General features: G+C 41.7%; 24 protein-coding genes. 8 read left to right on the forward strand and 16 right to left on the reverse strand.

Translation table 11 applies throughout. The features are described from left to right. Positions 1–15 precede the first annotated feature (15 nt). Positions 16–690 carry a 7-carboxy-7-deazaguanine synthase QueE gene (queE, locus tag FFR00_RS19195; protein ID WP_137675035.1) on the reverse strand — a complete coding sequence of 225 codons (675 nt, stop codon included), beginning with the start codon at positions 688–690 and terminating at the stop codon, positions 16–18. Positions 691–756: 66 nt separating this feature from the next. Between queE and queC the strand changes: the two genes are divergently transcribed. Both queC and rrtA read left to right on the forward strand, forming a co-directional pair. Further along, positions 757–1413: a 7-cyano-7-deazaguanine synthase QueC gene (gene queC, locus FFR00_RS19200; protein WP_137675036.1), complete on the forward strand. Its 657-nt coding sequence runs from the start codon at positions 757–759 to the stop codon at positions 1411–1413. A 2-nt stretch (positions 1414–1415) separates the two neighbouring features. Next, positions 1416–1994, forward strand: coding sequence for a rhombosortase (rrtA, locus tag FFR00_RS19205; protein ID WP_137675037.1), 579 nt, complete (start codon positions 1416–1418; stop codon positions 1992–1994). On the opposite strand, the gene pyrF is transcribed toward rrtA, so the two are convergent. The 9 genes from pyrF to FFR00_RS19250 form a co-directional block, all read right to left on the reverse strand. Then, entirely contained in the window at positions 1983–2681 is a 699-nt protein-coding gene (gene pyrF / locus FFR00_RS19210) for an orotidine-5'-phosphate decarboxylase (protein WP_137675038.1), read from the reverse strand. The genes rrtA and pyrF overlap by 12 nt on opposite strands. A gap of 4 nt (positions 2682–2685) precedes the next feature. After that, on the reverse strand, positions 2686–3855 hold the full coding sequence (gene lapB, locus FFR00_RS19215) for a lipopolysaccharide assembly protein LapB (protein ID WP_137675039.1): 1170 nt from the start codon (positions 3853–3855) through the stop codon (positions 2686–2688). Then, complete coding sequence (locus FFR00_RS19220) at positions 3855–4145, reverse strand: LapA family protein (protein ID WP_161985209.1); 291 nt, start codon at positions 4143–4145, stop codon at positions 3855–3857. Before FFR00_RS19220 ends, lapB begins: the two co-directional genes overlap by 1 nt. A 93-nt stretch (positions 4146–4238) precedes the next feature. Then, a complete protein-coding gene (locus FFR00_RS19225) occupies positions 4239–4523 on the reverse strand; it encodes an integration host factor subunit beta (RefSeq protein WP_137675041.1) in 285 nt (94 codons plus the stop codon). 112 nt (positions 4524–4635) lie between these two features. After that, complete coding sequence (rpsA, locus tag FFR00_RS19230; protein WP_137675042.1) at positions 4636–6309, reverse strand: 30S ribosomal protein S1; 1674 nt, start codon at positions 6307–6309, stop codon at positions 4636–4638. Between the two features lie 105 nt (positions 6310–6414). Continuing rightward, a complete protein-coding gene (gene cmk, locus FFR00_RS19235) occupies positions 6415–7095 on the reverse strand; it encodes a (d)CMP kinase (protein WP_137675043.1) in 681 nt (226 codons plus the stop codon). Positions 7096–7313: 218 nt separating this feature from the next. After that, a complete protein-coding gene (locus FFR00_RS19240) occupies positions 7314–8648 on the reverse strand; it encodes a sigma-54 dependent transcriptional regulator (RefSeq protein ID WP_137675044.1) in 1335 nt (444 codons plus the stop codon). A 1-nt stretch (position 8649) separates the two neighbouring features. Next, positions 8650–9693 (reverse strand): PAS domain-containing sensor histidine kinase, encoded by a 1044-nt coding sequence (locus FFR00_RS19245; protein ID WP_137675045.1) that lies wholly within the window; start codon positions 9691–9693, stop codon positions 8650–8652. 114 nt (positions 9694–9807) lie between these two features. Further along, entirely contained in the window at positions 9808–11286 is a 1479-nt protein-coding gene (locus FFR00_RS19250; RefSeq protein WP_137675046.1) for a sigma-54 dependent transcriptional regulator, read from the reverse strand. Between the two features lie 329 nt (positions 11287–11615). Between FFR00_RS19250 and pseB the strand changes: the two genes are divergently transcribed. From pseB to FFR00_RS19280, 6 genes are all read left to right on the forward strand, one after another. Further along, on the forward strand, positions 11616–12617 hold the full coding sequence (gene pseB / locus FFR00_RS19255) for a UDP-N-acetylglucosamine 4,6-dehydratase (inverting) (protein ID WP_137675047.1): 1002 nt from the start codon (positions 11616–11618) through the stop codon (positions 12615–12617). Continuing rightward, a complete protein-coding gene (pseC, locus tag FFR00_RS19260; protein ID WP_137675048.1) occupies positions 12614–13762 on the forward strand; it encodes a UDP-4-amino-4,6-dideoxy-N-acetyl-beta-L-altrosamine transaminase in 1149 nt (382 codons plus the stop codon). The genes pseB and pseC overlap by 4 nt, the downstream gene beginning before the upstream one ends. Then, positions 13759–14448, forward strand: coding sequence for a pseudaminic acid cytidylyltransferase (gene pseF, locus FFR00_RS19265; RefSeq protein WP_137675049.1), 690 nt, complete (start codon positions 13759–13761; stop codon positions 14446–14448). Before pseC ends, pseF begins: the two co-directional genes overlap by 4 nt. Continuing rightward, positions 14445–15989, forward strand: a complete 1545-nt coding sequence (gene pseG / locus FFR00_RS19270; RefSeq protein WP_137675050.1) for a UDP-2,4-diacetamido-2,4,6-trideoxy-beta-L-altropyranose hydrolase — start codon at positions 14445–14447, stop codon at positions 15987–15989. Before pseF ends, pseG begins: the two co-directional genes overlap by 4 nt. Next, positions 15979–17034, forward strand: coding sequence for a pseudaminic acid synthase (gene pseI, locus FFR00_RS19275; protein WP_137675051.1), 1056 nt, complete (start codon positions 15979–15981; stop codon positions 17032–17034). Before pseG ends, pseI begins: the two co-directional genes overlap by 11 nt. A gap of 83 nt (positions 17035–17117) precedes the next feature. Beyond that, positions 17118–17507: a hypothetical protein gene (locus FFR00_RS19280; protein ID WP_137675052.1), complete on the forward strand. Its 390-nt coding sequence runs from the start codon at positions 17118–17120 to the stop codon at positions 17505–17507. A 40-nt stretch (positions 17508–17547) separates the two neighbouring features. Here the strand turns inward: FFR00_RS19280 and FFR00_RS19285 are convergent, their stop codons facing one another. The 6 genes from FFR00_RS19285 to FFR00_RS19310 all read right to left on the reverse strand — a co-directional run bounded on the left by FFR00_RS19285 (position 17548) and on the right by FFR00_RS19310 (position 24009). Continuing rightward, complete coding sequence (locus FFR00_RS19285) at positions 17548–20481, reverse strand: 6-hydroxymethylpterin diphosphokinase MptE-like protein (RefSeq protein WP_137675053.1); 2934 nt, start codon at positions 20479–20481, stop codon at positions 17548–17550. A 20-nt stretch (positions 20482–20501) separates the two neighbouring features. Further along, positions 20502–20831 carry a flagellar protein FliT gene (locus FFR00_RS19290; protein WP_137675054.1) on the reverse strand — a complete coding sequence of 110 codons (330 nt, stop codon included), beginning with the start codon at positions 20829–20831 and terminating at the stop codon, positions 20502–20504. Between the two features lies 1 nt (position 20832). Further along, positions 20833–21240: a flagellar export chaperone FliS gene (gene fliS, locus FFR00_RS19295; protein WP_137675055.1), complete on the reverse strand. Its 408-nt coding sequence runs from the start codon at positions 21238–21240 to the stop codon at positions 20833–20835. Positions 21241–21252: 12 nt separating this feature from the next. Then, a complete protein-coding gene (fliD, locus tag FFR00_RS19300) occupies positions 21253–22665 on the reverse strand; it encodes a flagellar filament capping protein FliD (protein ID WP_137675056.1) in 1413 nt (470 codons plus the stop codon). Positions 22666–22685: 20 nt separating this feature from the next. After that, the gene (locus FFR00_RS19305; protein WP_137675057.1) at positions 22686–23114 is read right to left on the reverse strand and encodes a flagellar protein FlaG; all 429 of its coding nucleotides are present in this window, start codon (positions 23112–23114) and stop codon (positions 22686–22688) included. Between the two features lie 79 nt (positions 23115–23193). Continuing rightward, positions 23194–24009 carry a flagellin gene (locus tag FFR00_RS19310; protein ID WP_137675058.1) on the reverse strand — a complete coding sequence of 272 codons (816 nt, stop codon included), beginning with the start codon at positions 24007–24009 and terminating at the stop codon, positions 23194–23196. Between the last annotated feature and the right edge of the window lie 532 nt (positions 24010–24541).

Here is a 24541-nt window from a genome sequence, read left to right on the forward strand (position 1 = left end):
TCAATAGCGGGAGTTTTATTCTATTCCGATATATTTGTGGGTTTGCAAAGACAAACGCCAGTTATTTTTAATACAAGCTTCAATACACAACTCTGTGGCTCGAGGTTGTTGGCTAATAGGCTGTAAACAGACTAATGCGTGATGCTCTTCTGGCAAACGAGCCAATAGCTCGTTTAAATTCTCTAGATCGCGTTCACGTGCAACAGGATGCTTTATTTCATTCGCCCTTTGTAGAGCTTCAATCAAAATTTCTTTTTCGCCTTTCATCGCCACTTTAGGTGAAACGGTTACCCACGTTTTTCCATTTGCTTTAACGGGATAAGTACCACTAGTTTCTATTTGTACCGATTTCCCGTGACTAATTAATGCGCTAGTAAGCGGTTCTAAATCATAAATGCACGGTTCACCGCCAGTTATAACGATATGTGTACCACTGTACTGAGTTAATACTTTCAGTAGCTGCTCTACACTATAGCCAGCCCAACGCGCAGTATCACCACTCACCCCGATAATTTGCTCTACCTGAACCTTATCCGCAGCCAACACCTCCCAAGTATGTTTAGTATCGCACCAAGAACAACCAACGTCGCAGCCTTGCAAACGAATAAAAACAGCAGGCACCCCAGTGTGAAAGCCTTCACCTTGTATCGTTTCAAAAATTTCATTAATCGGTAAAGTGGGCTGTGGCATTTGTATCCTAAATCATAATAAGCGAAAATCGACATCAGTATTAGAACATATTTTAAAGAGCAAAAAATGAAAGAAAAGGCCGTCGTTATATATTCAGGTGGTATGGATTCTTACACCGTATTACATAAAACACTGCAACTTGGGCTGCAACCCTTTGCTCTAAGCTTTAACTATGGTCAACGTCACATCAAAGAACTCGAATATGCTAAAAACGTATGTGATGAACTGTCTGTTGGACACAAAATTGTTGATATTAGTAGTATCAATCAGCTGCTCGAAGGCTCTTCATTAACGTCTGACATTGATATTCCAGAAGGCGATTATCAAGAAGAATCAATGAAATCGACCGTAGTACCTAACCGCAATATGATTTTGTTATCTTTAGCTATTGGTTACGCAGTGTCGATAGGCGCAAAAAAAGTATTCTATGGTGCGCATTCTGGAGACCACGCTATTTACCCTGACTGCCGACCAGAGTTTGTAAGAAAGATGAACGAGGTTAGCCTTATTGCCAATTACGAGGCCGTTGAAGTCATCAGCCCCTATCTAGAGCAATCTAAAATAGATATTTTAAGTGATGGTTTAGCCATGAACTTAGATTACGCTAAAACTTGGACTTGCTATAACGGTCGAGACTTAGCCTGTGGAAAATGTGGTGCTTGCCAAGAACGCCTAGAGGCTTTCAAGCTGAATGAAGTCAACGATCCTCTTAGTTACGAATAAACATGTTTAATTATTTACTCAAGCAATTTTGGTTTATTTGGTTAACGCTAGCGCTAAGCTGGGTATTACTGGCCCATACTGAACTAGCCAGTTGGAACAAGCACTTAATCATCGAAGGCGAGTACTGGCGAGTATTAAGCGGCAACTTTTGCCACAATAATCTGATTCATTGGCTAATGAACATCGCCACCTTAACCCTGATCTATTTTGTTTATGATGACCGACTATCTAATCGGCACTTTCTAGCCTTGAGTATCTTGCTTGGCTTAGTGGGCGGGCTTGCTCTTTTATTGGCTAAGTATGATGAGTATGTAGGCTTATCGGGAATCATTCATGGTTTACTAGCTTACGCTGCACTTATTGATCTAATGAAAGGCAAAATCAAACTAGGTTTCATTGTGCTGACAGGTTTAGGCATTAAGCTTGTGATAGAGCAGATATACGGCGGAGATCCATGGGTAACCGAAATGATAGGCATCGATGTAGCAACCGATGCCCACCTAATCTTCACTTTGTTAGGGTTAACTATTGCCTTAGTAGTATGGTGTCCTTTATGGAATCGCCAGCCATTAAGCAGTTAACTCTTGGTTAATTTGGGTTAATACTGCGGCTGGAGAAGCCGCTTGAGTAATTGGTCGCCCAATAACTAAATAATCGGAACCTGCAGCAATCGCTTCAACCGGCGTCATAACTCGTCGCTGGTCACCTTGAGCGCTTCCAGTTGGGCGAATACCAGGAGTGATTAAGGCAAACTCTTCACCTAACAAAGATTTTAAAGCCCTTGCTTCGTGAGCAGAACACACCACTCCATCTAAACCACATTGTTTAGTTAAACTCGCTAAACGCTCTACCTGCTGCTGAGGGCTTAACTCAATGCCTAAATCTAACAAATCAGACTCATCCATGCTGGTTAGCACAGTCACAGCAATCAATTTAGGGCGTTTATCACCATAGGGCGCTAAAGCGGCCTTAGCAGCTTCCATCATTCGTCGACCACCGCTGGCATGCACATTCACCATCCACACGCCTAACTCTGCTGCAGCTACAACAGCTTTGGCAACCGTGTTAGGAATATCATGAAACTTTAGGTCTAGAAAAACCTCAAACCCACGCTTATGCAAGCTTTCCACTAGATGAGGTCCAAACAAGGTAAACATTTCTTTGCCTACTTTAAGGCGACAAGAGCCTGGTTCTAATTGCTCAACAAACGCCATACATTGATCTAAATCTGCATAATCAAGGGCGACTAATACCTTAGGGTCTTGCATCTCACTATTCTCCGTCGAGCCCCACTATCGGTTTTACTGTGCCCCAACTTTTACAAGATGGGCAGTGCCAGTAAATAGAATGCGACGAAAATCCGCATCGACGACATTGATAATGGGGTTTTATTTTTAGTTGTTGGGTAACTAGTCCTCGTAATACTTGAAGACTTTGCTTAGCTTGACCTTCTTCAGCTGATTCCAAGTGAAGGCCCATTAAATGATGAAATCCTTTCATGGTGGGGTTACGTTTGAGTTCATCCACCAATAAATCCTGAGCTTGCTCTGCGCCATGCGCCTCGCGATAAATAGCCGAGAGCTCGACTAGCACACTAGCAATGCTTTTTAACGATAAACAATATTCGAGAAACTGTTGATAATACTCAGGCTTATCTAATCCTTCGGCGCATAACTTGTAGAGCGTTAACGCATCAGAAGCAAAATCGATATCTTGCTCTGGGATGCGGTTAAGATTCTTAAGAGCAGCCTTAAAATCACCTTCTGCGCTTTGTAGTTGCGCTAAGTGAAGGCTAGCTCGCACACAGTTCTTGTCTACAGTTAGTGCTTTTTTAAGCAAACCAATACTTTTACTTAGCTTACCCGCTGTTTCTAACTCTTGCGCTTGTTCGCAATAAAAATGGGCAATTTGGGTTGCGACATCGGTGAGTTCTTTGGGGTCGATTTTCTTCGCCACAGCAATCGCTTGCGGCCATTCTCGAGTTTGCTGGTAAATACTTAATAATTGTTTTAGAGCTAACTGGCGATACTCAGGCTCATCTTGTAGCTCTATCAGTAATGCTTCGGCTCTATCAAATAAACCGGCAGCCAAGTAATCTTTGGCCAGTTGTTGCAAAGCTAGATTACGCTGTTCGATATCGATGCCTTCGCGGGCAATAAGGTTTTGATGAATACGAATGGCGCGATCCACTTCACCACGTTGGCGAAACAAGTTGCCCAAGGCTAAGTGAGTATCGATGGTTTCAGAATCTACTTGTAACAGTTCTACAAATAGATCGACAGCTTTGTCAGATTGATTAGAAAGGAGAAGATTTAAACCTTCAACATATTGCTTTGAAACATGGTTAGCTTGCTGCTGTTGATTTTGTCTAACACTGCGTTGCCCCATATACCAACCGTAAGCGGCGGCAACAGGCAATAACAAGAACAACAAGCCCAGCATTAACTATCCTTGACCATCTCATCTTGCAATTTATTAAGTTGTTTTTGTTGTTTAGCTAAACGCCTTTTTAAACCGGCACTTTCGAGTCTAATGCGAGTATAAAAAGCCAATAAAAACAGTAAACAGGATATGAAGCCGGCAATGAACAAGCCAGCCATTAACCAAGATAAACGCATGTCAGATTCAGCAATAAGATAGTTTACTCCAACGATTTCATCGTTTTGAGCCCCTATCGCTAACGCTGTTACAAACAGTACGATCAAAATTAATGTAGAAAATATTGCTTTCACATAACCTCCGAAGCCAAACAAAAGCTAGGGAAATTATGCAGCAATCACGTTAATTAAACCAGCCAAGAACACCTAATTGTAAAAGAAACAATACTATAGGCCAGAATTCACGCGTTCTCTTAATTCTTTACCAGGTTTAAAGTGGGGAACGTACTTCCCAGACAACTCAACCTTCTCGCCAGTTTTGGGATTGCGGCCTACACGCGGCGCTCTAAAATGTAAGGAAAAACTACCAAAACCGCGAATTTCAATTCTGTCGCCTTCCTGTAAAGAACCAGTCATTTGCTCAAGAATTTCTTTAATTGCCGACTCAATTTCTTTACTGGTAAATTGAATATGTTTACTAGCGAGTATTTCAATCAAATCAGATTTAGTCATGGATTCTCCAAGCCATTGATAAAGGGAACTAATACCAGTGTAGATAAAGAACTTGGGGGGGACAAGTCCCCCCCAATATTCAATCACATAAATCTAAAAAAAGATTTAGAGATTATTCGCCTTTAAGGGCTGATTTGAATGCATCTGCCATAGCGTTACCAATCTGAGCATCTTCTTTCTTGTTCAGAGTAGCCATTGCTTCTTTCTCGTCCGCTTCGTCTTTAGCACGGATAGAAAGGCTGATTACACGGTTCTTGCGGTCAACACCAACAAACTTAGCTTCAAGTTTATCGCCAACAGAAAGAACAAGTGAAGCGTCTTCAACACGGTCACGGCTAACATCGCCAGCGCGTAAGTAACCTTCAACGCCATTTGCTAATTCAATTGTTGCGCCTTTAGCATCAACTTCAGAAACAGTACCGTTAACTAAGGCACCTTTCTTAAGGTCAGCAAGGTAGTTGTTGAACGGGTCTTCAGCAAGCTGTTTAACACCTAGGCTAATACGCTCACGTTCTGCGTCAACTTGTAGTACAACAGCTTCGATTTCGTCGCCTTTCTTAAAGTCGCGAACCGCTTCTTCACCTTGAGCATCCCAAGAGATGTCAGATAGGTGAACAAGACCGTCAATACCGCCGTCAAGGCCGATGAAGATACCGAAGTCAGTGATAGACTTGATCTTACCAGAAACTTTGTCGTTCTTATCGTGAGTGCTAGCGAATAGCTCCCATGGATTAACTTTACACTGTTTCAAACCAAGCGAGATACGACGACGTTCTTCGTCAATATCCAATACCATAACTTCAACAAGATCACCCACGTTAACCACTTTAGATGGGTGGATGTTTTTGTTAGTCCAATCCATTTCAGAAACGTGAACTAGACCTTCAACACCGTCTTCGATCTCAACGAAACAACCGTAGTCAGTAAGGTTAGTTACGCGACCTTCTAGACGAGCACCTTCTGGGTAACGGTTAGCAATTGCTACCCATGGATCTTCACCCAGTTGCTTAAGACCTAGAGATACACGAGTGCGCTCACGGTCAAACTTAAGTACTTTAACGTTGATTTCATCGCCAACATTAACAATTTCGCTTGGGTGCTTAACGCGTTTCCAAGCCATGTCAGTGATGTGTAGTAGACCGTCAACACCGCCAAGATCAACGAATGCACCGTAGTCAGTAAGGTTCTTAACGATACCTTTAACTTCTTGGCCTTCTTGAAGGTTCTCAAGAAGTTGATCACGTTCAACACTGTTTTCAGTTTCGATAACAGCACGACGAGATACCACTACGTTGTTACGTTTCTGGTCAAGCTTGATAACTTTAAATTCAAGCTCTTTGCCTTCTAGGTGAGCAGTATCGCGAACAGGGCGAACGTCAACTAGTGAACCAGGCAAGAATGCACGGATGGTGTTAACTTCAACCGTAAAGCCACCTTTAACTTTACCATTGATGATACCAACAACCGTTGCTTGCTCTTCGTAAGCACTCTCAAGTTGGATCCACGCTTCGTGACGTTTAGCTTTCTCGCGAGAAAGAACAGTTTCACCGAAACCATCTTCAACAGCGTCAAGGGCTACGTCTACTTCAGCGCCTACTTCAATTTCTAATTCACCAGCAGCATTTTTAAACTGCTCGGCAGGGATTGCAGATTCTGACTTAAGGCCAGCGTCTACTAGTACCATACCGTTTTCGATACCTACTACAGTACCTTTAACAATAGAACCAGAACGGAATTCCAAATTCTGTAGAGACTCTTCAAAGAGTTGAGCAAAAGATTCAGTCATTTTTTAATTTACACATATAGAAACGTCCACTCAGCAATCCGGCTAAATGGGGTTAATAAAAAACACCTATTTCATCCATGTTATAGGTGAGCTAATTCCCAGTGATTACTGGGTTAATTTTTCGTCGATAAACGCTATCGACATTGATACGACTTCATTAATAGAAAGAGAAGTTGAATCAATTACTAACGCATCTTGAGCGGGAACTAAAGGAGCAACCGAACGGTTTCTATCTCGTTGGTCTCGTTCTTCAATTTCGCTCAAAAGGTGGTCAAAACTAACATCAAAGCCTTTATCTTGCAACTGATTATAGCGCCGTTGGGCGCGTTCCGCCGCACTCGCATCCAAAAAAATCTTGGCTGGGGCGTCAACAAAAACAACCGTTCCCATGTCTCTGCCATCGGCAATTAACCCTGGCTCAGCTCTAAATCCACGCTGGCGACGAAGCAATGCTTCTCTTACTCGAGGAAAAGCGGCGACTTTAGACGCTGCGTTACCGGCTGTTTCTTGGCGTATCTCAAGCGATACGTCTTCGCCTTCTAAAATAACAACGGTACTACCATCTCGCGCTTCAAAGCGCACATCTAAATGAGCAGCTAGTAGGCTTAACGCATCTTCATTGTCTAGTGCAACTTCATGGTGAATTGCTGCTAAGGCTAAGACTCTATAGATCGCCCCACTATCGAGAAGTTGCCAATTGTAATGCTGGGCAAGTTTTTGGCACAACGTACCTTTCCCTGCGCCACTTGGCCCGTCGATGGTTACCACTGGAACGTGTTGAGTCATGAGTCCTCCATAATGTCCAAAAGCATAATGCAAGTTCTCATCTAGCCATATATGAGAACTAAAAATTCGGCCGCATTATACGTGAATAGGCTACGATTCGCCTCATTAAATTATTAATAAAAAACAAAATACAGCGAACGCTTATCGCATTTTTGAACAAAAAAGCAGTATATCGTACTGACATACTGCTTTATATCACCCTTGTCTGCTGCCAACTATCAAGCTGGAAGCTGCACTCCTGAGTCTTTTATACGCGCTAGTTTGTAACGTAAAGTGCGTGGACTTATACCCAGTTTTTCGGCAACATCTTTACGTTTTCCGTGACAAGCCTTGAGTGTTTCTAAAATGATCTGCTGCTCTTGTTGGCGAAGTTCATTGCCAAGAGGTTCGGGAGTTAAACTTTGCTCTTCCAAAATAGGGGCAACACTTAGCGGCTCTAATTGATTTTCTATCACTAAACAGTCGCTATCGATTGTAGACACGTTTGCCAAAATTAGCGCTCGTTGCATCACATTATCTAATTCACGCACATTACCCGGCCACGTATGGTTCATCAACTTATGCTGAGCACTTAAACTAAGTTCGTGAGTTTTGGGGCTGTGGCGGCTAAGTAAGTGATTAGCCAGTGGGAGGATATCGCCCTTACGTTGATTGAGTGGTTGCCACGCTAAAGGAAAAACGTTTAAGCGATAATACAGGTCTTCTCTAAACAAGCCTTGGCGAACAATTTCACGCATGTCTCGGTTGCTAGTAGCAATAACTCGAACATCCAATTGAATCATTTTCCTGCTACCCAAACGCTCTACTTCTTTCTCTTGTAGCACCCGCAAAAGTTTAGCCTGTAAGCCCAAATCCATTTCGCTAATTTCATCAAGTAATATGGTACCGCCCTGCGCTTGTTCAAACTTACCCGGACACGCTTTAATAGCACCGGTAAAGGCTCCTTTTTCGTAACCAAATAACGTTGCCTCAAGCATATTCTCAGGTATTGCCGCACAGTTAATCGCAATGAATGCTTGCTCGCTTCGCGGGGAGCAATCATGGATATAGCGAGATAATACTTCTTTGCCGGCACCACTAGGCCCACTTATTAGAACGGAAGCTTCTGAAGCTGCAACTTTTTGGCTCAATTTTAGCAGCGCCTCCGTAGAAGGGTCTCCATATATAGGCTCACGCTTTTCTACTTTGATCGAAGGTGCATAGCGCCCTACTTGATTGAGCAGAACTTCAGGAGAAAATGGTTTAGACAGATAATCAATTGCACCATCTCGCATCGCAGACACTGCATCGTCTATTTTTGCGTAGGCTGTCATTAATAATACGGGGGTTTGCGGCCATTTTTGCTTAATATTTTTAAGCAAACTTAAGCCATCCATTCCGCTCATTTGCACATCGCTAACCACTAAATCTACTTGCAGGTCGTTAAGGCTTAATAACGCAGCTTCAGCACTATCAGCTTGTTCGCATAAATAGCCAGCTAAAGACAAAGTGTCGACTAATGCCTCTCTTAATCCAGCATCGTCTTCTACAATTAAAATCGTTGATTGGCTCATCTTAATGCCCTCCTACAGCAAGGTCTTGGTGCTGCACTTCCGGCAACGGTAATGTCACGACAAAGCGGCTACCAAGTTCAGTGCCAGTGAGCTCAATGGAACCATGGTGAGCACTCACCACTGATTTGACCACCGCTAGCCCTAAACCTGTTCCATTCTGTTTAGTGGTATAAAAAGGTTCGAATACTTTATGTTGTTGTGCTTTGTCTATTCCGCCAGCTTGATCTTCAACCTCAATAACAACTTCACTCTCAGAGGTAGTGACTGAAACGGATATAGGTTTGTCACTACCACTTAGTTGAGCAGCATTTTCAACTAAGTTCGACAGCGCTGATACTAAAGCGCTAGCATTTACCAACAGCTCGGTATTTGGATTTACAACCGACAAACGCAGCTCTACATTGTGTTGACGAACACAAGCATCTGTAGCGGCTTTAAGTTGCTCAATCAGTTGACCAATCGGCACATAGTTAACCACCATTTGTTCGCCACTTTTGGCGAACAACAACATATCGTTTACTTGAATTTCTAAATCTTCAAGTCTTGCCATCATCTTGGTTCGAAAGCTGTCTCGCGCATTCTCTGACAAAGTTTTATTCGACAGGTTAGAGCCGTACAACATCGCCGCAGACAAAGGGGTTCTAATTTGATGCGCCAACGACGCCACCATGTTCCCTAGCGCAGACATACGCTGTAGTTTGGCAACATTTGCTTGAAGTTGACGAGTATGCGTCATATCGGTAAGAACGATTAGCTGGCCTTGGGTATCTTGTAAAGGCGATAAACTTAGTTTTACTCGCCTACCATCAACTAACGAAAGCTCATGGCCGTCATCAGCTTTAGGAGAGAATAAACGAGGCACCGCGTCTAACCAACGTTGCTGCTCAATGTCCTTACCCAGTAAATTTTTAGCAATAGGGTTGGCGCGCGCGACATAACCTTTATTGTCGAGTAGTACTAAACCTGAAGGCATAACATCAAATATCTGAGCAAGGTTATGCTCCGATAAGCTGGTAGGCTGTTGTTGTAAAAGCACTGAAGGCATGAATAAAGCTCCGCGTCATAAAACCGTTAACAGTGCTTACTTAATCAATTTTCATGCCATAAAAAAGGCCATGTATTTCATGGCCTTAAACAAACTAAGTTCGAGACTCTAGATTCAGCTATCTTTGTTCAACCCATACTTGCGCATTTTTTCTACTAGCGTCGTTCTGCGCATACTCAGTTGCTCAGCAGCTCTAGCTACAATACCATCTTGTTGTTCGAGTGCTTGACGAATCAAATCAACTTCTAGCTCGGCCAGTAGCTCTTTTAAGTTAACCCCTTCGTCGGGAAGTTGCTGAACACCACCCCAACCATCATCAAGAGATTCTTCTGGTTCGCCCTCTGGGAATAGGGCTTCTGGGCTTGGATCTGAAAATACTGACGCATCTTCATCATTAAAAATCGCCAGTAAAGCATCACGTTCCGCTAATGCGGGACTATAGTTGGGTTCAAATGCTTCTGCATCTATGTGCCTATATTTAGGCGGTAAATCATGTACATCAACAATTTGGTCGGGATGCAAGATAAGTAAACGCTCAACTAGGTTAGATAGTTCGCGAACATTACCTGGCCATTGGTGCTGCATTAGTGATTCAACAGCGCGCTGCGTAAAGCGAACCACAGCCGAATGCTCTTCCTCATGGCGATTAACTAACTCTTGCAGCAATAAAGGAATGTCATCTTGGCGCTCTCGCAACGATGGCATCTCAATAGGGAATACATTTAATCTATAGTATAAATCTTCACGAAACTTCTCTTGCTCTATCATTCTCTCTAGCTGTCGGTGAGTAGCTGCCACAACTCGCACATTGGCGTTAATTGCTTTGCTCCCCCCAACACGCTCAAATTGGCGCTCTTGCAATACGCGAAGCAACTTAACTTGCATCGGCATTGGCATATCGCCAATTTCATCTAAGAACAACGTGCCGCCTTCAGCTAACTCAAAACGCCCTTTGCGCATAGCAAACGCGCCGGTAAAAGCGCCCTTTTCATGGCCAAACAATTCGCTTTCAAGTAAGTCTGGAGGAATAGCACCACAGTTAATTGGAACAAAAGGCCCGCCGTTTCTTGTGGAATGGTCATGAATTGCTTTTGCAACGACCTCTTTACCTGTGCCAGATTCACCCAAAATCAGTACATTGGCTTCTTTAACAGCTACTTGCTCGATTAAATGACGAACCTCTTGAATAGCAATGCCCTTGCCTATCAAGTTTTGTCTTAAACGTTCACTCTTTGCTGGAGCAATCTTGCCAGGAAGATGAGTAAGGTAGGCATCGCAGTGGTGTAATAACTGAGTTAGCTGCTCATAACTAAACGGTAAATCTAAATGGCCAATAAGATTAGGTAAAGGCTCAACGGTATGCCCCTCTCCTACACTTAAAAAAGGACAAAGTGGATACTTAGCAATCAAACTACCAACATCGGTAATTTGCTTACTAATGAGTACTACGCGGCTAGTGTTTGACACTTCATTAGCAAAATTTTCGTTATCACAAACGCTAAACTGTTGCCCAATAAACCCCAGTACCGTTTCAAGTTGCTTAGCTCTCTCTGCGTCGTTTTCAAAAACTAAAACACTTTTGGATGCTTGCATCCCAATCCCCTGCAAAAATAAGCTACCTTGCGACATACTTATAGTTAGTTACCCTATAAAATTGATTGTAAACGGGCGTCAAAAAATCGCAAGGTATTCACTTTAAAACCGACAAAAATATGACGCACCCTTGATTTAAGTATGATGATAATTAAGAAAACAAAGCCTTATACTGAACTGTACTTATCAAAGTTTGAGATTTAACTCAAAAAATCAGGTTATTATTGGATAAGGTTCTAAAATGGAGCACTTTTTGCTTAGATTTCAATTAATCAAAGCTTATCTTTTAACTAAAGCTTTCAAATTGCTAGTGAATAAATGGAATCAATATGTTTGATAACAAATCTATCCTGATTACCGGCGGTACCGGATCGTTTGGCAAAAAATATACTAAAACGATTCTAGAGCGTTACAAACCAAAGCGTCTCATAATTTACTCACGAGACGAACTAAAACAATATGAGATGCAACAGCAATTCAATGACCCTTGCATGCGTTACTTCATTGGCGATGTTCGTGATAGAGAGCGCCTTATTCAGGCCATGAACGGCGTAGATTATGTCATTCATGCAGCGGCTCTAAAGCAAGTTCCTGCAGCTGAATACAATCCTATGGAATGTATAAAAACGAATATTCATGGCGCAGAAAATGTGATCAAAGCTGCCATAGAAAACAACGTATCTAAAGTCATTGCATTATCTACAGATAAAGCTGCAGCACCTATTAATTTATATGGAGCGACAAAACTAGCCTCAGATAAGCTTTTCGTGGCGGCAAATAATATGGTTGGCCAAGGCCAAACTCGTTTTGCAGTCGTTCGATATGGCAATGTAGTAGGCTCTCGGGGGTCGGTAGTGCCGTTCTTTAAGCAATTAATCGCTAATGGTAATGACCACTTACCGATTACTCATGAAGAAATGACTCGTTTTTGGATTACTTTGCAACAAGGTGTCGACTTTGTTTTGAAAAACTTCAGCCGCATGTACGGCGGCGAAATTTTCATTCCTAAAATACCGTCAGTGAAAATTGTCGACTTAGCAAAAACCTATGCTCCCGATCTCCCTATTAAAATCATTGGCATTCGTCCAGGCGAAAAGCTTCACGAAATAATGTGTCCAGGTGATGATTCCCATCTCACATTGGAGTTTGACGACCATTTTGTTATCTGCCCAAGCATCAAGTTTTATAATGATGAACACAACTACTCTCGGAATCTGATAGACGAGGTTGGTCAACTTGTTAAACAAGGTTTTGAGTACCACTCTGAAACTAACCCTGACTTTTTGGATTCTGAGCAGATTTTGGCTTTCGACGAAATGGCTGAATTATGATCCCTTACGGTAGACAGCAAATATCTCAACAGGACATTGACACTGTTGTAGAAGTATTGGGTTCTGACTACCTTACTCAAGGCCCCAAAGTTCCTGCGTTTGAACAAGCTCTATGTGATTACACTGGAGCTAGTTATGCATTAGCGACTAACTCTGCGACTAGTGCTCTACATCTAGCTTGTCGAGCTCTTGGTGTCGAAGCTGGAGATACTGTTTGGACTAGCCCTATCACCTTTGTGGCTTCGGCTAATTGTGCTCTGTATTGCGGAGCTGCTGTAGACTTTGTTGATATTGATCCCATTAGTTATAACTTGTGCCCAATAGCCTTAAAAACCAAACTAGAGCAATCTGCAATCGATGGCACAATACCCAAGGTGTTAATCGTTATCCATATGTGCGGTCAGCCCTGTGACATGAAAGCCATATATGCCTTAAGTCAGCAATACGACTTTCGTATTATTGAAGATGCATCTCATGCCATTGGTGGTACCTATTTGGAACACCCCCTTGGCAACTGCCGTTTTAGTGACATTACTGTTTTCAGCTTTCATCCAGTAAAAATCATCACTACAGGAGAAGGCGGCGCAGCGCTCACCAACTCACTAGAATTGTCTACAAAGATGGCCTTACTGAGGAGTCATGGTGTCACTAGAGACCCAGCGCTTATGACAAAAGAACCAGATGGCCCTTGGTTCTATCAGCAACTCGATTTAGGCTTTAACTACCGCATTACCGAGTTACAAGGTGCATTAGGTTTGTCACAACTTAAGCGAGTGGACCAGTGGGTAGCCAAGCGGGCAGAATTGGCCAACCGTTACGATGAGCTATTAACCCCTCTTCCGGTTATTTCACCAAAACAGCATACTAATGGAATATCTGCTAGGCATTTATACGTCATTCAACTCAGTCAGCCAGAAAAACGACTCGCTGTATTCAACAAAATGCAGGCGGCTGATATTGGTGTGAATGTTCATTACATACCCGTGCATACTCAACCTCATTACCAAGCTTTAGGACACAAGTTGGGTGACTACCCTAACGCCGAGCATTATTATAAAGCAGCTTTGAGTCTGCCGTTATTCCCTGCCTTAACCGATGAAGAACAGAAATTTGTGGTTAGTACACTGGCAGAGGCTTTGCAATGAGCACTGTAGCAATAATTCCAGCACGCGGCGGAAGTAAACGTATTCCGAGGAAAAACATTAAGCTTTTTAATGGCAAACCCATTATCGCTTACAGTATAGAAAGCGCATTACAAAGCCAGTGTTTTGATCGTGTTATTGTATCCACGGATGATACAGAGATAGCGAGTATTGCTAAGCAGTACGGTGCTGAAGTCCCTTTTATAAGACCCGCAAACATCTCTAACGATTACGCAACAACACTTGATGTTATACATCATGCCGTTGCGACCTTAAGTACTGAACAACAATTCAGAGATGTATGCTGTATTTACGCAACAGCGCCTTTTATCACTCCATCTCAATTGCTTGAAGGAAAAAAACTATTTGCAGATAAAAATGCCGATTACCTTTTTCCAGTTGCCGAATATCCAAGTGCAGTGCAGCGCTCTTTGCTTAGAGAAAAGAGTGGTTTTTTGACAATGGCCTATCCAGAGTATCTAAATAGCAGAAGCCAAGATCTTCAAACAGCATTTTACGATACAGGTCAGTTTTACTGGGGAAAAGCCTCTGCTTTCTTAAACAGAACCCCCATTTACAGCGATAAATCTGTGGGCCTCCCCGTGGAGAAAAATAGTTGCGTGGATATCGATGACTTACAAGACTGGGCGTTGGCTGAGTTTTTATATAAGTACAGGCAACAATTGTGAAAGTCGCTTTTAGAGTTGACTCCTCAACGGTCATAGGCAGCGGCCATGTTTACCGCTGCTTGTCATTAGCAATCCAACTTATCAAGCAAGATTATCAAGTCACTTTTATCTGTACAAACCATGTGGGTAACGTAAATAGGATAATTCAAGAAGCGGGTTTCAAGCTATTGTGTTTAGGCGAACCAGCCGTAGAACTCGTTCCTGAAGACACAAGCACCTGGTTAGGAACCACTTATAGTGAGGATGCTGCAAACACTATAACAGCGCTAAACTCGCTTGGTGTGCTCGATTACCTAATTGTTGATCATTACGGAATTGATAGTCGATGGGAGTCACTGTTAACACCTTATTCAGCTCAAATAGTTGTTATCGACGACCTTGCTAATCGCGCGCACAAGTGCGATATCCTATTAGACCAAACCTACGGCAGGCTTCCTTCAGACTATTCTTCCTACGTAACACCAGGAACAAAGCTACTGCTGGGAACAGAATATGCTTTGTTAAGGGAAGAGTTTCTTATTGCTATTCCTACTGCGCGTCACAAAAGACTGTTGAACAAGTCAATAAAACACGTCCTCATTAGTTTAGGAGGAACAGATCGAACTAATGTAAGCAAAACACTTATAGACCTACTGAACCAAAGTCCTTTAGAAAATACGACCCAGCTAACTATAATTGCAGGCCCAAACAACCCACATTACCCAGCGCTAATTGACGCCAGCGTGCAATCCCGTTTTGTCAATTGCAGGGTTTTACGTTCAATATCCAATATGGCTGAAGTATTAACTGAATCAGATTTAGCTATTGGTGCTAGTGGAGCGAGCGCTTGGGAACGATGCTCATTAGGTTTACCAAGTATCAACATTGAATTAGCCAGCAATCAAAAAGACATTTGCCGCATTTTATCGAAAAAAGGTGCCGCATTATCTTTGGGGACACCAGATAAACTAAATGCTCTAGCCCTAACGACCGCAATAAAAAATATACAGATGAACTACCAAACGATGGTTGAAAATGCGGTGTCTATTGTTGATGGCAAGGGGACTTTAAGAGCATCTACAGCACTAATAAATAAACCGTTAAACGATGGAAACATAGCTTATTTGAAGTTGGCCGGTCGGAATGATTGTCACCAGTTTTATTTGTGGCAATTAGAACCAGCTACACGCGCTAATTCCTTAAACCCAGCAGTTCCTACCTGGACAGAGCATCAACAATGGTTTAGCAAGCAAATCAGTAATCAGAATAACAAGCTCTATCTGGTTGTTAGTAATGGCGAGCCATTAGGTATGCTTAGGCTTGATCTTATAGCCCCTTTAAGTTACGAGATATCCATAGTGACTGCGCAAGAAAAAGTGAGAACAGGAGTGGCGAGCGCTGCACTTAAATTAGCGAGAGCGTTGTTACCTAAAGCAAAGCTTTATGCCACTATATTGGCAAAGAATCATGCCTCAATTGGCTTATTTATAAATCAAGGTTTTGAGCGTATAGAACAAAATCGTTACTTACAAAAAGCTCATGGAATGCCCAATGACAAATAGTATCAGCCTTGGTGGTCGACTCATCGGCCCCAGTCAAGCGCCGTATATCATCGCTGAAGTTTCAGCAAATCATAATGGTAGTATTGATAATGCTTTAGCGTTGATTAAAGCAGCTAAACTTTCAGGCGCTGATGCAGTAAAAATACAAACTTATCGAGCAGATACAATTACTTTAAATAGTGACAAAGAAGACTTTCAGATTAACGGCGGCTTATGGAATGGAAAAACTCTCTACGAGCTTTATGAGTCAGCGTATACGCCTTGGGAATGGCATCAGCAATTATTCGAGTACGCAAAATCCATTGATATTACACTTTTTAGTTCCCCTTTCGATAACAGCGCAGTAGATTTACTAGAGAGTTTAGACACTCCCGCTTATAAAATAGCATCATTCGAAGCGATTGACTTACCCCTTATTAAGTATGTAGCGTCAACCGGTAAACCAATGATCATATCTACCGGTATGGCAGATAAAAATGAAATAGAAGAGGCCATACTCACAGCAAAATCTGCCGGTTGTCATCAATTAGCTGTTTTGCATTGCGTTAGTGGTTACCCTGCTCCTGCATCAGATTACAATCTAAAAACAATGGTAGACATGCAGAGTGAGTTCAATGTCATCACCGGGCTATCAGACCATACCATCGACAATACTACTGCTTTAACAGCTGTCGCTCTGGGAGCATCTATAGTAGAAAAACATGTCACTTTAAACCGCTTGGGCGGTGGCCCGGATGACAGTTTTTCTATAGAACCTAACGAACTATCAGCGCTTTGTAAATCAGCAAAAACAGCTTGGTCTGCGCTAGGAAGAGTTTCCTATTCTCGAGCGTCAAGTGAGCAGCAGAATACACAATTTCGTCGTTCGCTTTACATAAGTAAACCAGTTAAAAAAGGTGAAACATTTACCGTTGAAAACATTCGTAGTGTTAGACCAGGTTTCGGTTTAGCGCCAAAACACCTTGATGACGTTCTTGGTAAAACCGCATTAATAGATTTAGATTTCGCTACGCCCCTATCTTGGGAAGTGGTTAGCAAAATTTAACTCGCTTATAGGTACGTTACTTGTGAACAATAAAAATTATTTTTAGTATTAGCGCTATAAACTACATTTAAGGATCATAAACAATGGATAACCAACAGTTTTCTACTCTTATGGCAGAGACTGCCGAAGATGCGGTGAACTTTATCGAGAGTACGAGTAGTGAACGACCTGATTACTCATTAACTAGTTTAGCACTCGTCGATCAGCTTATTGAGTCATTGAGTACACAGCATTTAGATGAAAAAGAAATGTTCACATACTCATACATGCTAGGTGCTTATCTAGGTGAAGTTTACAAAAAGCAAGCTGGTGGTGAATGGCTATTCATCGAAGAAACGGAAGATGAACCTCCCCAGACTTTTTTCAAAAATGGTGAACGCTCAATTGCATTTCCAGGAAAAGTTTACCATGCGTTATTTGGACAAGAAGAGATCACTATGTCTGAGTATATAGAGCAATTATTAGAGGATTAATAACTCGGTGTTAATCTTAATAAGCTTAACACCGATTTAGTTACCCTACTTTTGATGCTTGCTTTCTTTCATTAAGAATGTCTAATGCAGGCATAGAATTAAAGTCATTATCAGGTACTGGCCTCGGCGTTTGGTCGAATTCGCCAAAGTTGTTTAGGGCCTTGTCTCTCATTTCAGTGATATATTCAACCCAAATAGCTTTACCTTCATTGAAGCGCTGCATACACAAGTCTTCATCTTCCGAGGAATAGGCTAACCGAGTGAGATAAGTCAAACAAAAAGATGCACTCCCTCTCATCAAGTAGAAGAATAAAGAATGAGGATCTGCGGCAGAGGTTTTTACTAGGTAAACCTGTCTATCTAAAATACTGAGTACATCTTCCCAGCTGTTTGCTTCTTCATTAATAATTTCAAGTAACTCATTACAATGGCGTTCTAAGTGCTCAGCAAGATAGGTATTATCAAATTTCTCAACAATCTGAGCAGTTTGGTTATTATACGCCTCTGATTTGATTCTTTGTTTAAAAGCTGTTTTATCAAGATCTTCGCCTAACAGAAGAACTTGCTCAATGGGTAGTGGAGTGGCTCCCTCAATTAACGCGCCATTGGAGGTATTATAAACTTCAGCATCGCTAAACTCATTAATAGCCTTTCCAAGTATTTCTGCCGAATACCTAAACTCATGCTTAGTAAATACATAGTCTTCAAAGTTTCCAGGCACTCTTAAACCCGTGCCATGAGTAGCATAATCATAAAGCTCTTTGCCATCTTCTGTAGCATTGTAATAGGCAGAGTGTTTACTATGGTGCTGTTTAGGGTCAACAAAGCCTAAATCAACCCCAAATAAATACACTTGTCTAAATCCGAGTTGCAATACATATGAAAGCGCACAATTTGAAACCGTAGGGTAGGAGTAAAGTATGCTATCCAACTCTTCAAACTCTTCTGATGCCTCCAAGAAACTCAATGAACCAGCTTCACCCGTTTTCAAACAATACAAAGTATCACCAAACATGTCGGATACTTCAGGGTGCAAACCATTAACACTAATCATGTCAATTTGTTTTAACCAATCGGGATCAGGAACTTGGCATACCCAGTGAAGCGTCGCCCTAGTCTGCTCTACTTCAGCATGAAAATCAGGTTTAATTCCTAGTTGATAAAGGGCCTTCAAGCTAGTTCCTACAGAAATAACAATCGCTTTCCCTTGATGCTGCTTAATAACCTCAGCACTACTATCTAAAGAAGGGCCATTACCTACGATAAAGACAGGTACCTTAGCGAGCTGCTTACTTAAGTCCTCTGGTTTGTACTTAAGCATGTAGTGCTTGTTTTTTAGTAACGAATCACGAGTATGATTCAGGTTATAAAAAGCGTGGTCAAAAAACTCGCTTATGTTTAGAAGAACTTTAAATTGATCTCTGGTTAAATGTATATTTTTGTTCATTTCATGTTGAAAATAACTCACATAAAAGAACGTATATGAAAGAATATGAATTCCGTAGCTTTGCAAACGTGAGTGAATATCATCGAACATATGAGTACCATCATCACCAATATTCAAGTAAAGCTTAGTCCCTTGCTTATCAGCAGTCTGCAGAATATCACTCCAGTTAATAGTAGATAAAGACGCATAGAAGAAATCAATATTTGGTTCATATAAGATAAAGTTATCAACAACATGATTGTTGAATAACATCTCTACTTGGTAGCCTAGTGAACATCCATACATGATGAAAGAAGGCAACTTGTAGGGTAACTTGCTTTGCTTAGACTCAGGAATAGCTTGTACTAAGCTTTTCAACTGAGCTGATTTTTCATAATGAATAAACGGGCTAGGTTTATGAAAGGTTTTTCTAGCATCTAGCGGATCTATTTTGGGGTTAGCGGAATAATGCTCAAAATACTCGACGCTTGCATCATGTATTTCCTGATTACTAAACATAACGCCTTGCTCTAAATCAAATAGGTTGAGTTGCCCTTCTCCAATACTGACTAACTGCCACCGGTTAACCTTGTATTCAATTGCAAACGCGTGAATTTCTGGGAAAAATTGCTTGAAAGCCTCAACATTACTGGAAAACTGCTCTTCCAAGTTTCGAATGTTTTTTGCTTCTATACGTGAGGCAAGTTTAGGATCTTGAATAAAATAGTAACTTAGGGAGTGGCTTAGTTCGTAGCTACTCTCACTTTCAAATTTCTCAGCTTGTTCGATTAATTCATTTGAAAACGGGTCCAAACCTAATGCTAAATGGTATTCGAAACAGTTAAACACAGAGTAATCATAATGACGAAAGATTTGAAAAGAACTTAAATCATGCTCATTCTTCCAATCTTGTATCGCATGTATTGACTCAGCCCCCTTAACTCCAGCAACAATATTAAGCTTAATTCCGTTAGCTGATACATGCCCCAACATTTCACGCCACTCAGCACTAAGTAACGATACATGTAAAAGATCCATTTCAGGCTCAACAATGAGAATACGTTTCCACTGACCGGCTGTAGCGAGCTGCTTTAAATGAAGTCCTAAACCACAGCCTAAAATAACAAGGTTTTCAGAAGTCTCATCTAGAGCTTGATAGCGCTGATTACCACTAGGAATAAGTGAATTAAGTGAAGCGCCTTGTTTTGGAATAACACTTAATGGATCACCTTGAATACCTACATTGTAAGTGAGTGCTTGTTGAACAAAATGTGCGACCTGTATAGATACATGTCGCTCCGGTATTAGGTCGTAAAGCGACCGACCTTTACCAATACTCATTACGCTGACACGCTTGGATTTGGTAACAAAAGGTGAGAAAGTCACTGAATGATGAGATGAGAGTGCTTTGGCCAATTCTAAGTCAAAGCTGGCAAAGGCTTCTAAATTTCGAGCTAATCGCCGCTGAATTAGTGGTGAAAGTTGAGACTCGTTTTGCTTTTGAATAGTCTCGTCCGATGAAGTTTGAAAATCAATATTCTTTAGCATTTGTATTCCTAAACGGACACTTAAGTATTTTGAAAATAGGCCCCTACAACTTTCTGCCCTCGTCTGATCGAACCCAGTTTAGCGCTTGTTTCTGAACGCTGCCCCTCAATAGTGTTAAACACCATTCTTATCTCGTTTAAATAACCAGTAAGTAATGATAATTCATCAGATGAAAATGTAAGAGATTCTTTACCTTCAAAAATAGTCGTCAAAATAGCTTGATGCTCATCAAGGCTTTTGTTGACTAACTGCATATCTATTTCATCGCCCGTCAACAAAAGCTGAAGAGACTCTAATAAGAGCCTGGCACTAGAGACCTTAGATGATAGTTCGTTATTAGATGAGTTCATCTTACTTTTGCTGATAAGCTTCTTGTTTTGCCGACTCTGGAATTTGGTCCCAGGCTGATTTTATTGGCAGTAGTAGCTCTATAACTTCTGCAACTTGGCTGGCATTGTTAGTTACTGAAGCTTCAGATAGTAACTCAAGCATGTAAGTATAAAGGTCATCTAGATTGGTAGATATCTCCCCACCGCGTTCATGGTCGAGGGTATCTTTCAAAGAGGTAATAATTGAAGTGGCTTTAGCAATAGGTTTGCCTTTATTGGCCATATCATTACGTTCAATACAGCCCTTAGCAACCGCTAAATTCTCAAGAGCCGTTTGCATTAATATTTGAGTAACACCGTGCGGATCGGCGGTGGCGATTTGGTCTTTCACACCGACCTGACGATATTGATTAATGCCTTTTTGATACATTTTTCACATCCGTTAACTATTCAACTGTGCTAGTTGCCCCGTAATATAGGACATCTGGCTATTTAGGTTACCCATGGCTACGTCAAACGCTGTATATTTTGCCCGCAGGGTCTTTTCATAAGAAGCCATACGTTCTTCAAAATCGAGCTTGTCGTGTTCATAATCACGTAATTGGCTATTTATAGACTCTTCTCTAGAAGCTAGAATACCATCAGACTTCTCATAACTAGAGACGATTCCAGAGAAAGACTCTGCAATACCTCCAGACATTGCAAAAACCTCGCCAATACCGTCCATGTCATTAGCTAAATTTGCTTTAAACTTCGTCTCGTCTAGCTGTAACATGCCGTCATTATCGACTTCAACACCAATACCATACAGAGTTTTAAAACCCGGCGCGGCATTATCATAACCGTTACTTGCGATGCTGCCTAAAGAGAAGCGAAGAGAGCGGAACATAGCATCGCCACTGAGTTCTTTCCGATTTGATTCACCGTCTTCCCCCTGAATCACCGTTTCAGGTTTAGAGTACTTATCGATTTCTGAAATAACTTTGTTGTAAGCGTCAACAAACTCTTTCATATTCTCTAAAGCTTTCTCTTCACTTGGGGCTATATTCAAGCTAACAGCTGAAGACGTCACTTTATTGGCGGTAATTGTCATACCTGACACGACATTATCGAACTTATTGGTTTCGCTAGTCGCCTGAATACCATCAATGGTGATAATTGCTGATGAAGCATCTACTACTGCCATTTTTCCGCCGGCGTTTGTAAAGTTATCTAGCTCAGCGTTAGCGCCAGTATTGGTGACAGTTAAAGTGTTTCCGTCTCCCGTTTCTTCAGATGTCATAGCCAAGCGAATCTCGGTACCGGTATCAATTAGGTTTACCGATATCCCAAAATTATCATCATGGTCATTTATTTGCTCACGTAATTGCTTCAGTGTGGTGCCAGCCGCAACATCCAACACCATTGATTCTCCGCTTGCAGTAGCAAAAGTTAGTTGCCCATCAGTGGTAGCTACAACATCATTGTCTGAGCTATATAAAGGTGTGCCGCCATTAGCGGTTGCATCTATTGACGTTAAAGAAGAACCTTGTGCTAGCTGTTGCACTTCAATTGCATAATTGCCGTTAGTTGCGTCGTCGGCTAAATCGACAGTGACAGACTCGTTGCCTTCGGATTCACCAGTAGAAGCTACCCTAGGTATAAAAGTGGAAGGTTCTTGGGCTTTTTCAAGTATGCTAAGAAAGGAGCTCAAAGCTGACTTAACTGAGCCCACAGCAGAAAGACTAACATCTAAAGTATTTTTTGTTGTCTCGAAACGAGCATCTTTACCTGCTCGCTCGGCGTTAATTGATACCTCAATCAAAGCCTCTAAATCTAAGCCACTACCAATACCTGCTGCTGTAATTCCAGTCATAACTTGTTACTCACATTTGTTTATACCAATTGATCTACAAACAACCCTGTGGTTTGACCAATAGCATCTTGAAATTTTCTTAAACGTTCTTCTAACTGACGATACTCTTCGGTAGGAATCTCACGTATTAACTCATCGGTACTGCGATTGAGCACCGAAGTGAAAAACTGACCATCTCGCTCGTCAACAACAAATTTCACATCACGGTCATGCACTTCTAGCATCTGATTGAGTGACGCAACCACGTCCTCAATTTGAGACTTGTCTTCGACCTGACGTTCTTCTTGTTCTACCTGTTGCTGAGCTTTAACCTTCTGTTGTTCTTTTTGAAGCGATATCTGTGCCACTTCCATTTTCTCAGCGGCTGTCACCTCTTTCTCTTGGCCTGCTTTTAAGGCAGAACTAACAGCAGAAGAGGAGGATACTGAACTAACATTACCACCATCCATATACCAAACTCCCTAAATCAAGCAAGCCACACTTACATAGTATAAGTGTGGCTGCGTCTTTCTTCACTATTCTTAACGATTAAACTAGAGCTAACGCAGCCTGTGGGCGTTGGTTTGCTTGAGCAAGAATTGAAGTACTAGTTTGCTGTAGAATTTGCGCTTTAGTTAAGTCAGCAGTTTCTTTGGCAAAATCAGTATCTTTAATTCGTGAACGCGCACCAGAGATGTTCTCTGAAATGTTAGACAAGTTACGAATCGTAGATTGGAAACGGTTTTGAACCGCACCTAAAGAAGCTCGTTCTGAGTCAACTTGTTTAATAGCTGAGTCAATCAAAGCCATTGCACCACTCGCACCGCCAGCAGATAATACGCTCACACCAGTAATACCTAGGCCTGCTTGGCTAATTGTTTGACCAATCTTAAGCAAGATGTTCTCACCAGCGTTCGCTCCTACTAAAAAGTTAGAGCTATATGCGCCATCAAGTAGCGCGGTGCCACCAAACTTAGTAGTTGTACCTACTCGAGAAATCTCCGCTTTAAGTTGAGATACTTCCGCTTGAAGAGCAATACGGTCATCAGTGTTGTTCACACCATCTTGAGACTGAACCGCTAAAACACGCATACGTTGAAGCATGTTGGTTACTTCATCCATTGCACCTTCAGCAGTTTGGGCCACCGAGATACCATCTTGAGCGTTCATTACAGCACGATCAAGACCCTGGATTTGAGAAGTCATACGGTTAGAGATTTGTAGACCAGCCGCATCATCTTTTGCACTGTTAATTCTGAAACCAGAACTTAAGCGTTGATAGGCAGTATCTAAAGAGTTACCAGAATTATATAACTGGCGCTGTGCGTTCAATGACGACGTATTTGTGTTGACAACTAATGCCATAATTTGAGCCTCCTAAGAAATCGCTCATCCTGATTGAACTGTGTCAGGACGACCTAAACCATTCGTTAGTTGTTGAACCCCTGATTTATGAACCGTAAACCAAGACAACTTAAAAATGGACCAAAGTTTTATTAACTTCATATTAGTTAGCGGCAAGCTAGGAAAAAGCTTTAGAGAAAAAGAGGGAAAAACGGAAAAAAATTGCCGCTTTTACGGCAAGCCTTGCTATCAAAGGCTTCGTAGCTGAAAATATTGTAAGATAAAGCTGGCTAAAGGTAGAGGTTTTATCTACTTATTTTATTTTTTGATGCCAATTATCTGTCACTAAAACTTGGCACAAGCATTGCTTTATTACAAGTGCAGTCTGAACCGCTGCGAAAAAAGGCCAAGTGAGTATACATCACTTGACCGTATCGCTCGAAACGATAGGAGATTGAGAGCGAAACTAAAAGCGCAACTTATTATTGGTATGGAATTGAGCCTCCTAGGAGTACTAATTGCGCTATTACAGTCTGAGGACGGTGGATTGAAC

This window comes from Agarivorans sp. Toyoura001, assembly GCF_005405585.1.
In the GTDB taxonomy this organism is placed as follows: domain Bacteria; phylum Pseudomonadota; class Gammaproteobacteria; order Enterobacterales; family Celerinatantimonadaceae; genus Agarivorans.

What these genes read in the sequence shown, in the direction of transcription:
- rpsA (WP_137675042.1), bottom strand. Translation starts at nt 6,309, where the DNA reads ATGACTGAATCTTTTGCTCAACTCTTTGAAGAGTCTCTACAGAATTTG.
- FFR00_RS19305 (WP_137675057.1), bottom strand. Translation starts at nt 23,114, where the DNA reads ATGGATGGTGGTAATGTTAGTTCAGTATCCTCCTCTTCTGCTGTTAGT.
- pyrF (WP_137675038.1), bottom strand. Translation starts at nt 2,681, where the DNA reads ATGCAAGACCCTAAGGTATTAGTCGCCCTTGATTATGCAGATTTAGAT.
- pseF (WP_137675049.1), top strand. Translation starts at nt 13,759, where the DNA reads ATGAGCACTGTAGCAATAATTCCAGCACGCGGCGGAAGTAAACGTATT.
- fliD (WP_137675056.1), bottom strand. Translation starts at nt 22,665, where the DNA reads ATGACTGGAATTACAGCAGCAGGTATTGGTAGTGGCTTAGATTTAGAG.
- FFR00_RS19290 (WP_137675054.1), bottom strand. Translation starts at nt 20,831, where the DNA reads ATGAACTCATCTAATAACGAACTATCATCTAAGGTCTCTAGTGCCAGG.
- queC (WP_137675036.1), top strand. Translation starts at nt 757, where the DNA reads ATGAAAGAAAAGGCCGTCGTTATATATTCAGGTGGTATGGATTCTTAC.
- cmk (WP_137675043.1), bottom strand. Translation starts at nt 7,095, where the DNA reads ATGACTCAACACGTTCCAGTGGTAACCATCGACGGGCCAAGTGGCGCA.
- pseI (WP_137675051.1), top strand. Translation starts at nt 15,979, where the DNA reads ATGACAAATAGTATCAGCCTTGGTGGTCGACTCATCGGCCCCAGTCAA.
- FFR00_RS19310 (WP_137675058.1), bottom strand. Translation starts at nt 24,009, where the DNA reads ATGGCATTAGTTGTCAACACAAATACGTCGTCATTGAACGCACAGCGC.
- queE (WP_137675035.1), bottom strand. Translation starts at nt 690, where the DNA reads ATGCCACAGCCCACTTTACCGATTAATGAAATTTTTGAAACGATACAA.
- FFR00_RS19280 (WP_137675052.1), top strand. Translation starts at nt 17,118, where the DNA reads ATGGATAACCAACAGTTTTCTACTCTTATGGCAGAGACTGCCGAAGAT.
- pseB (WP_137675047.1), top strand. Translation starts at nt 11,616, where the DNA reads ATGTTTGATAACAAATCTATCCTGATTACCGGCGGTACCGGATCGTTT.
- rrtA (WP_137675037.1), top strand. Translation starts at nt 1,416, where the DNA reads ATGTTTAATTATTTACTCAAGCAATTTTGGTTTATTTGGTTAACGCTA.
- FFR00_RS19285 (WP_137675053.1), bottom strand. Translation starts at nt 20,481, where the DNA reads ATGCTAAAGAATATTGATTTTCAAACTTCATCGGACGAGACTATTCAA.
- FFR00_RS19250 (WP_137675046.1), bottom strand. Translation starts at nt 11,286, where the DNA reads ATGCAAGCATCCAAAAGTGTTTTAGTTTTTGAAAACGACGCAGAGAGA.
- pseC (WP_137675048.1), top strand. Translation starts at nt 12,614, where the DNA reads ATGATCCCTTACGGTAGACAGCAAATATCTCAACAGGACATTGACACT.
- FFR00_RS19225 (WP_137675041.1), bottom strand. Translation starts at nt 4,523, where the DNA reads ATGACTAAATCTGATTTGATTGAAATACTCGCTAGTAAACATATTCAA.
- FFR00_RS19245 (WP_137675045.1), bottom strand. Translation starts at nt 9,693, where the DNA reads ATGCCTTCAGTGCTTTTACAACAACAGCCTACCAGCTTATCGGAGCAT.
- fliS (WP_137675055.1), bottom strand. Translation starts at nt 21,240, where the DNA reads ATGTATCAAAAAGGCATTAATCAATATCGTCAGGTCGGTGTGAAAGAC.
- FFR00_RS19240 (WP_137675044.1), bottom strand. Translation starts at nt 8,648, where the DNA reads ATGAGCCAATCAACGATTTTAATTGTAGAAGACGATGCTGGATTAAGA.
- lapB (WP_137675039.1), bottom strand. Translation starts at nt 3,855, where the DNA reads ATGCTGGGCTTGTTGTTCTTGTTATTGCCTGTTGCCGCCGCTTACGGT.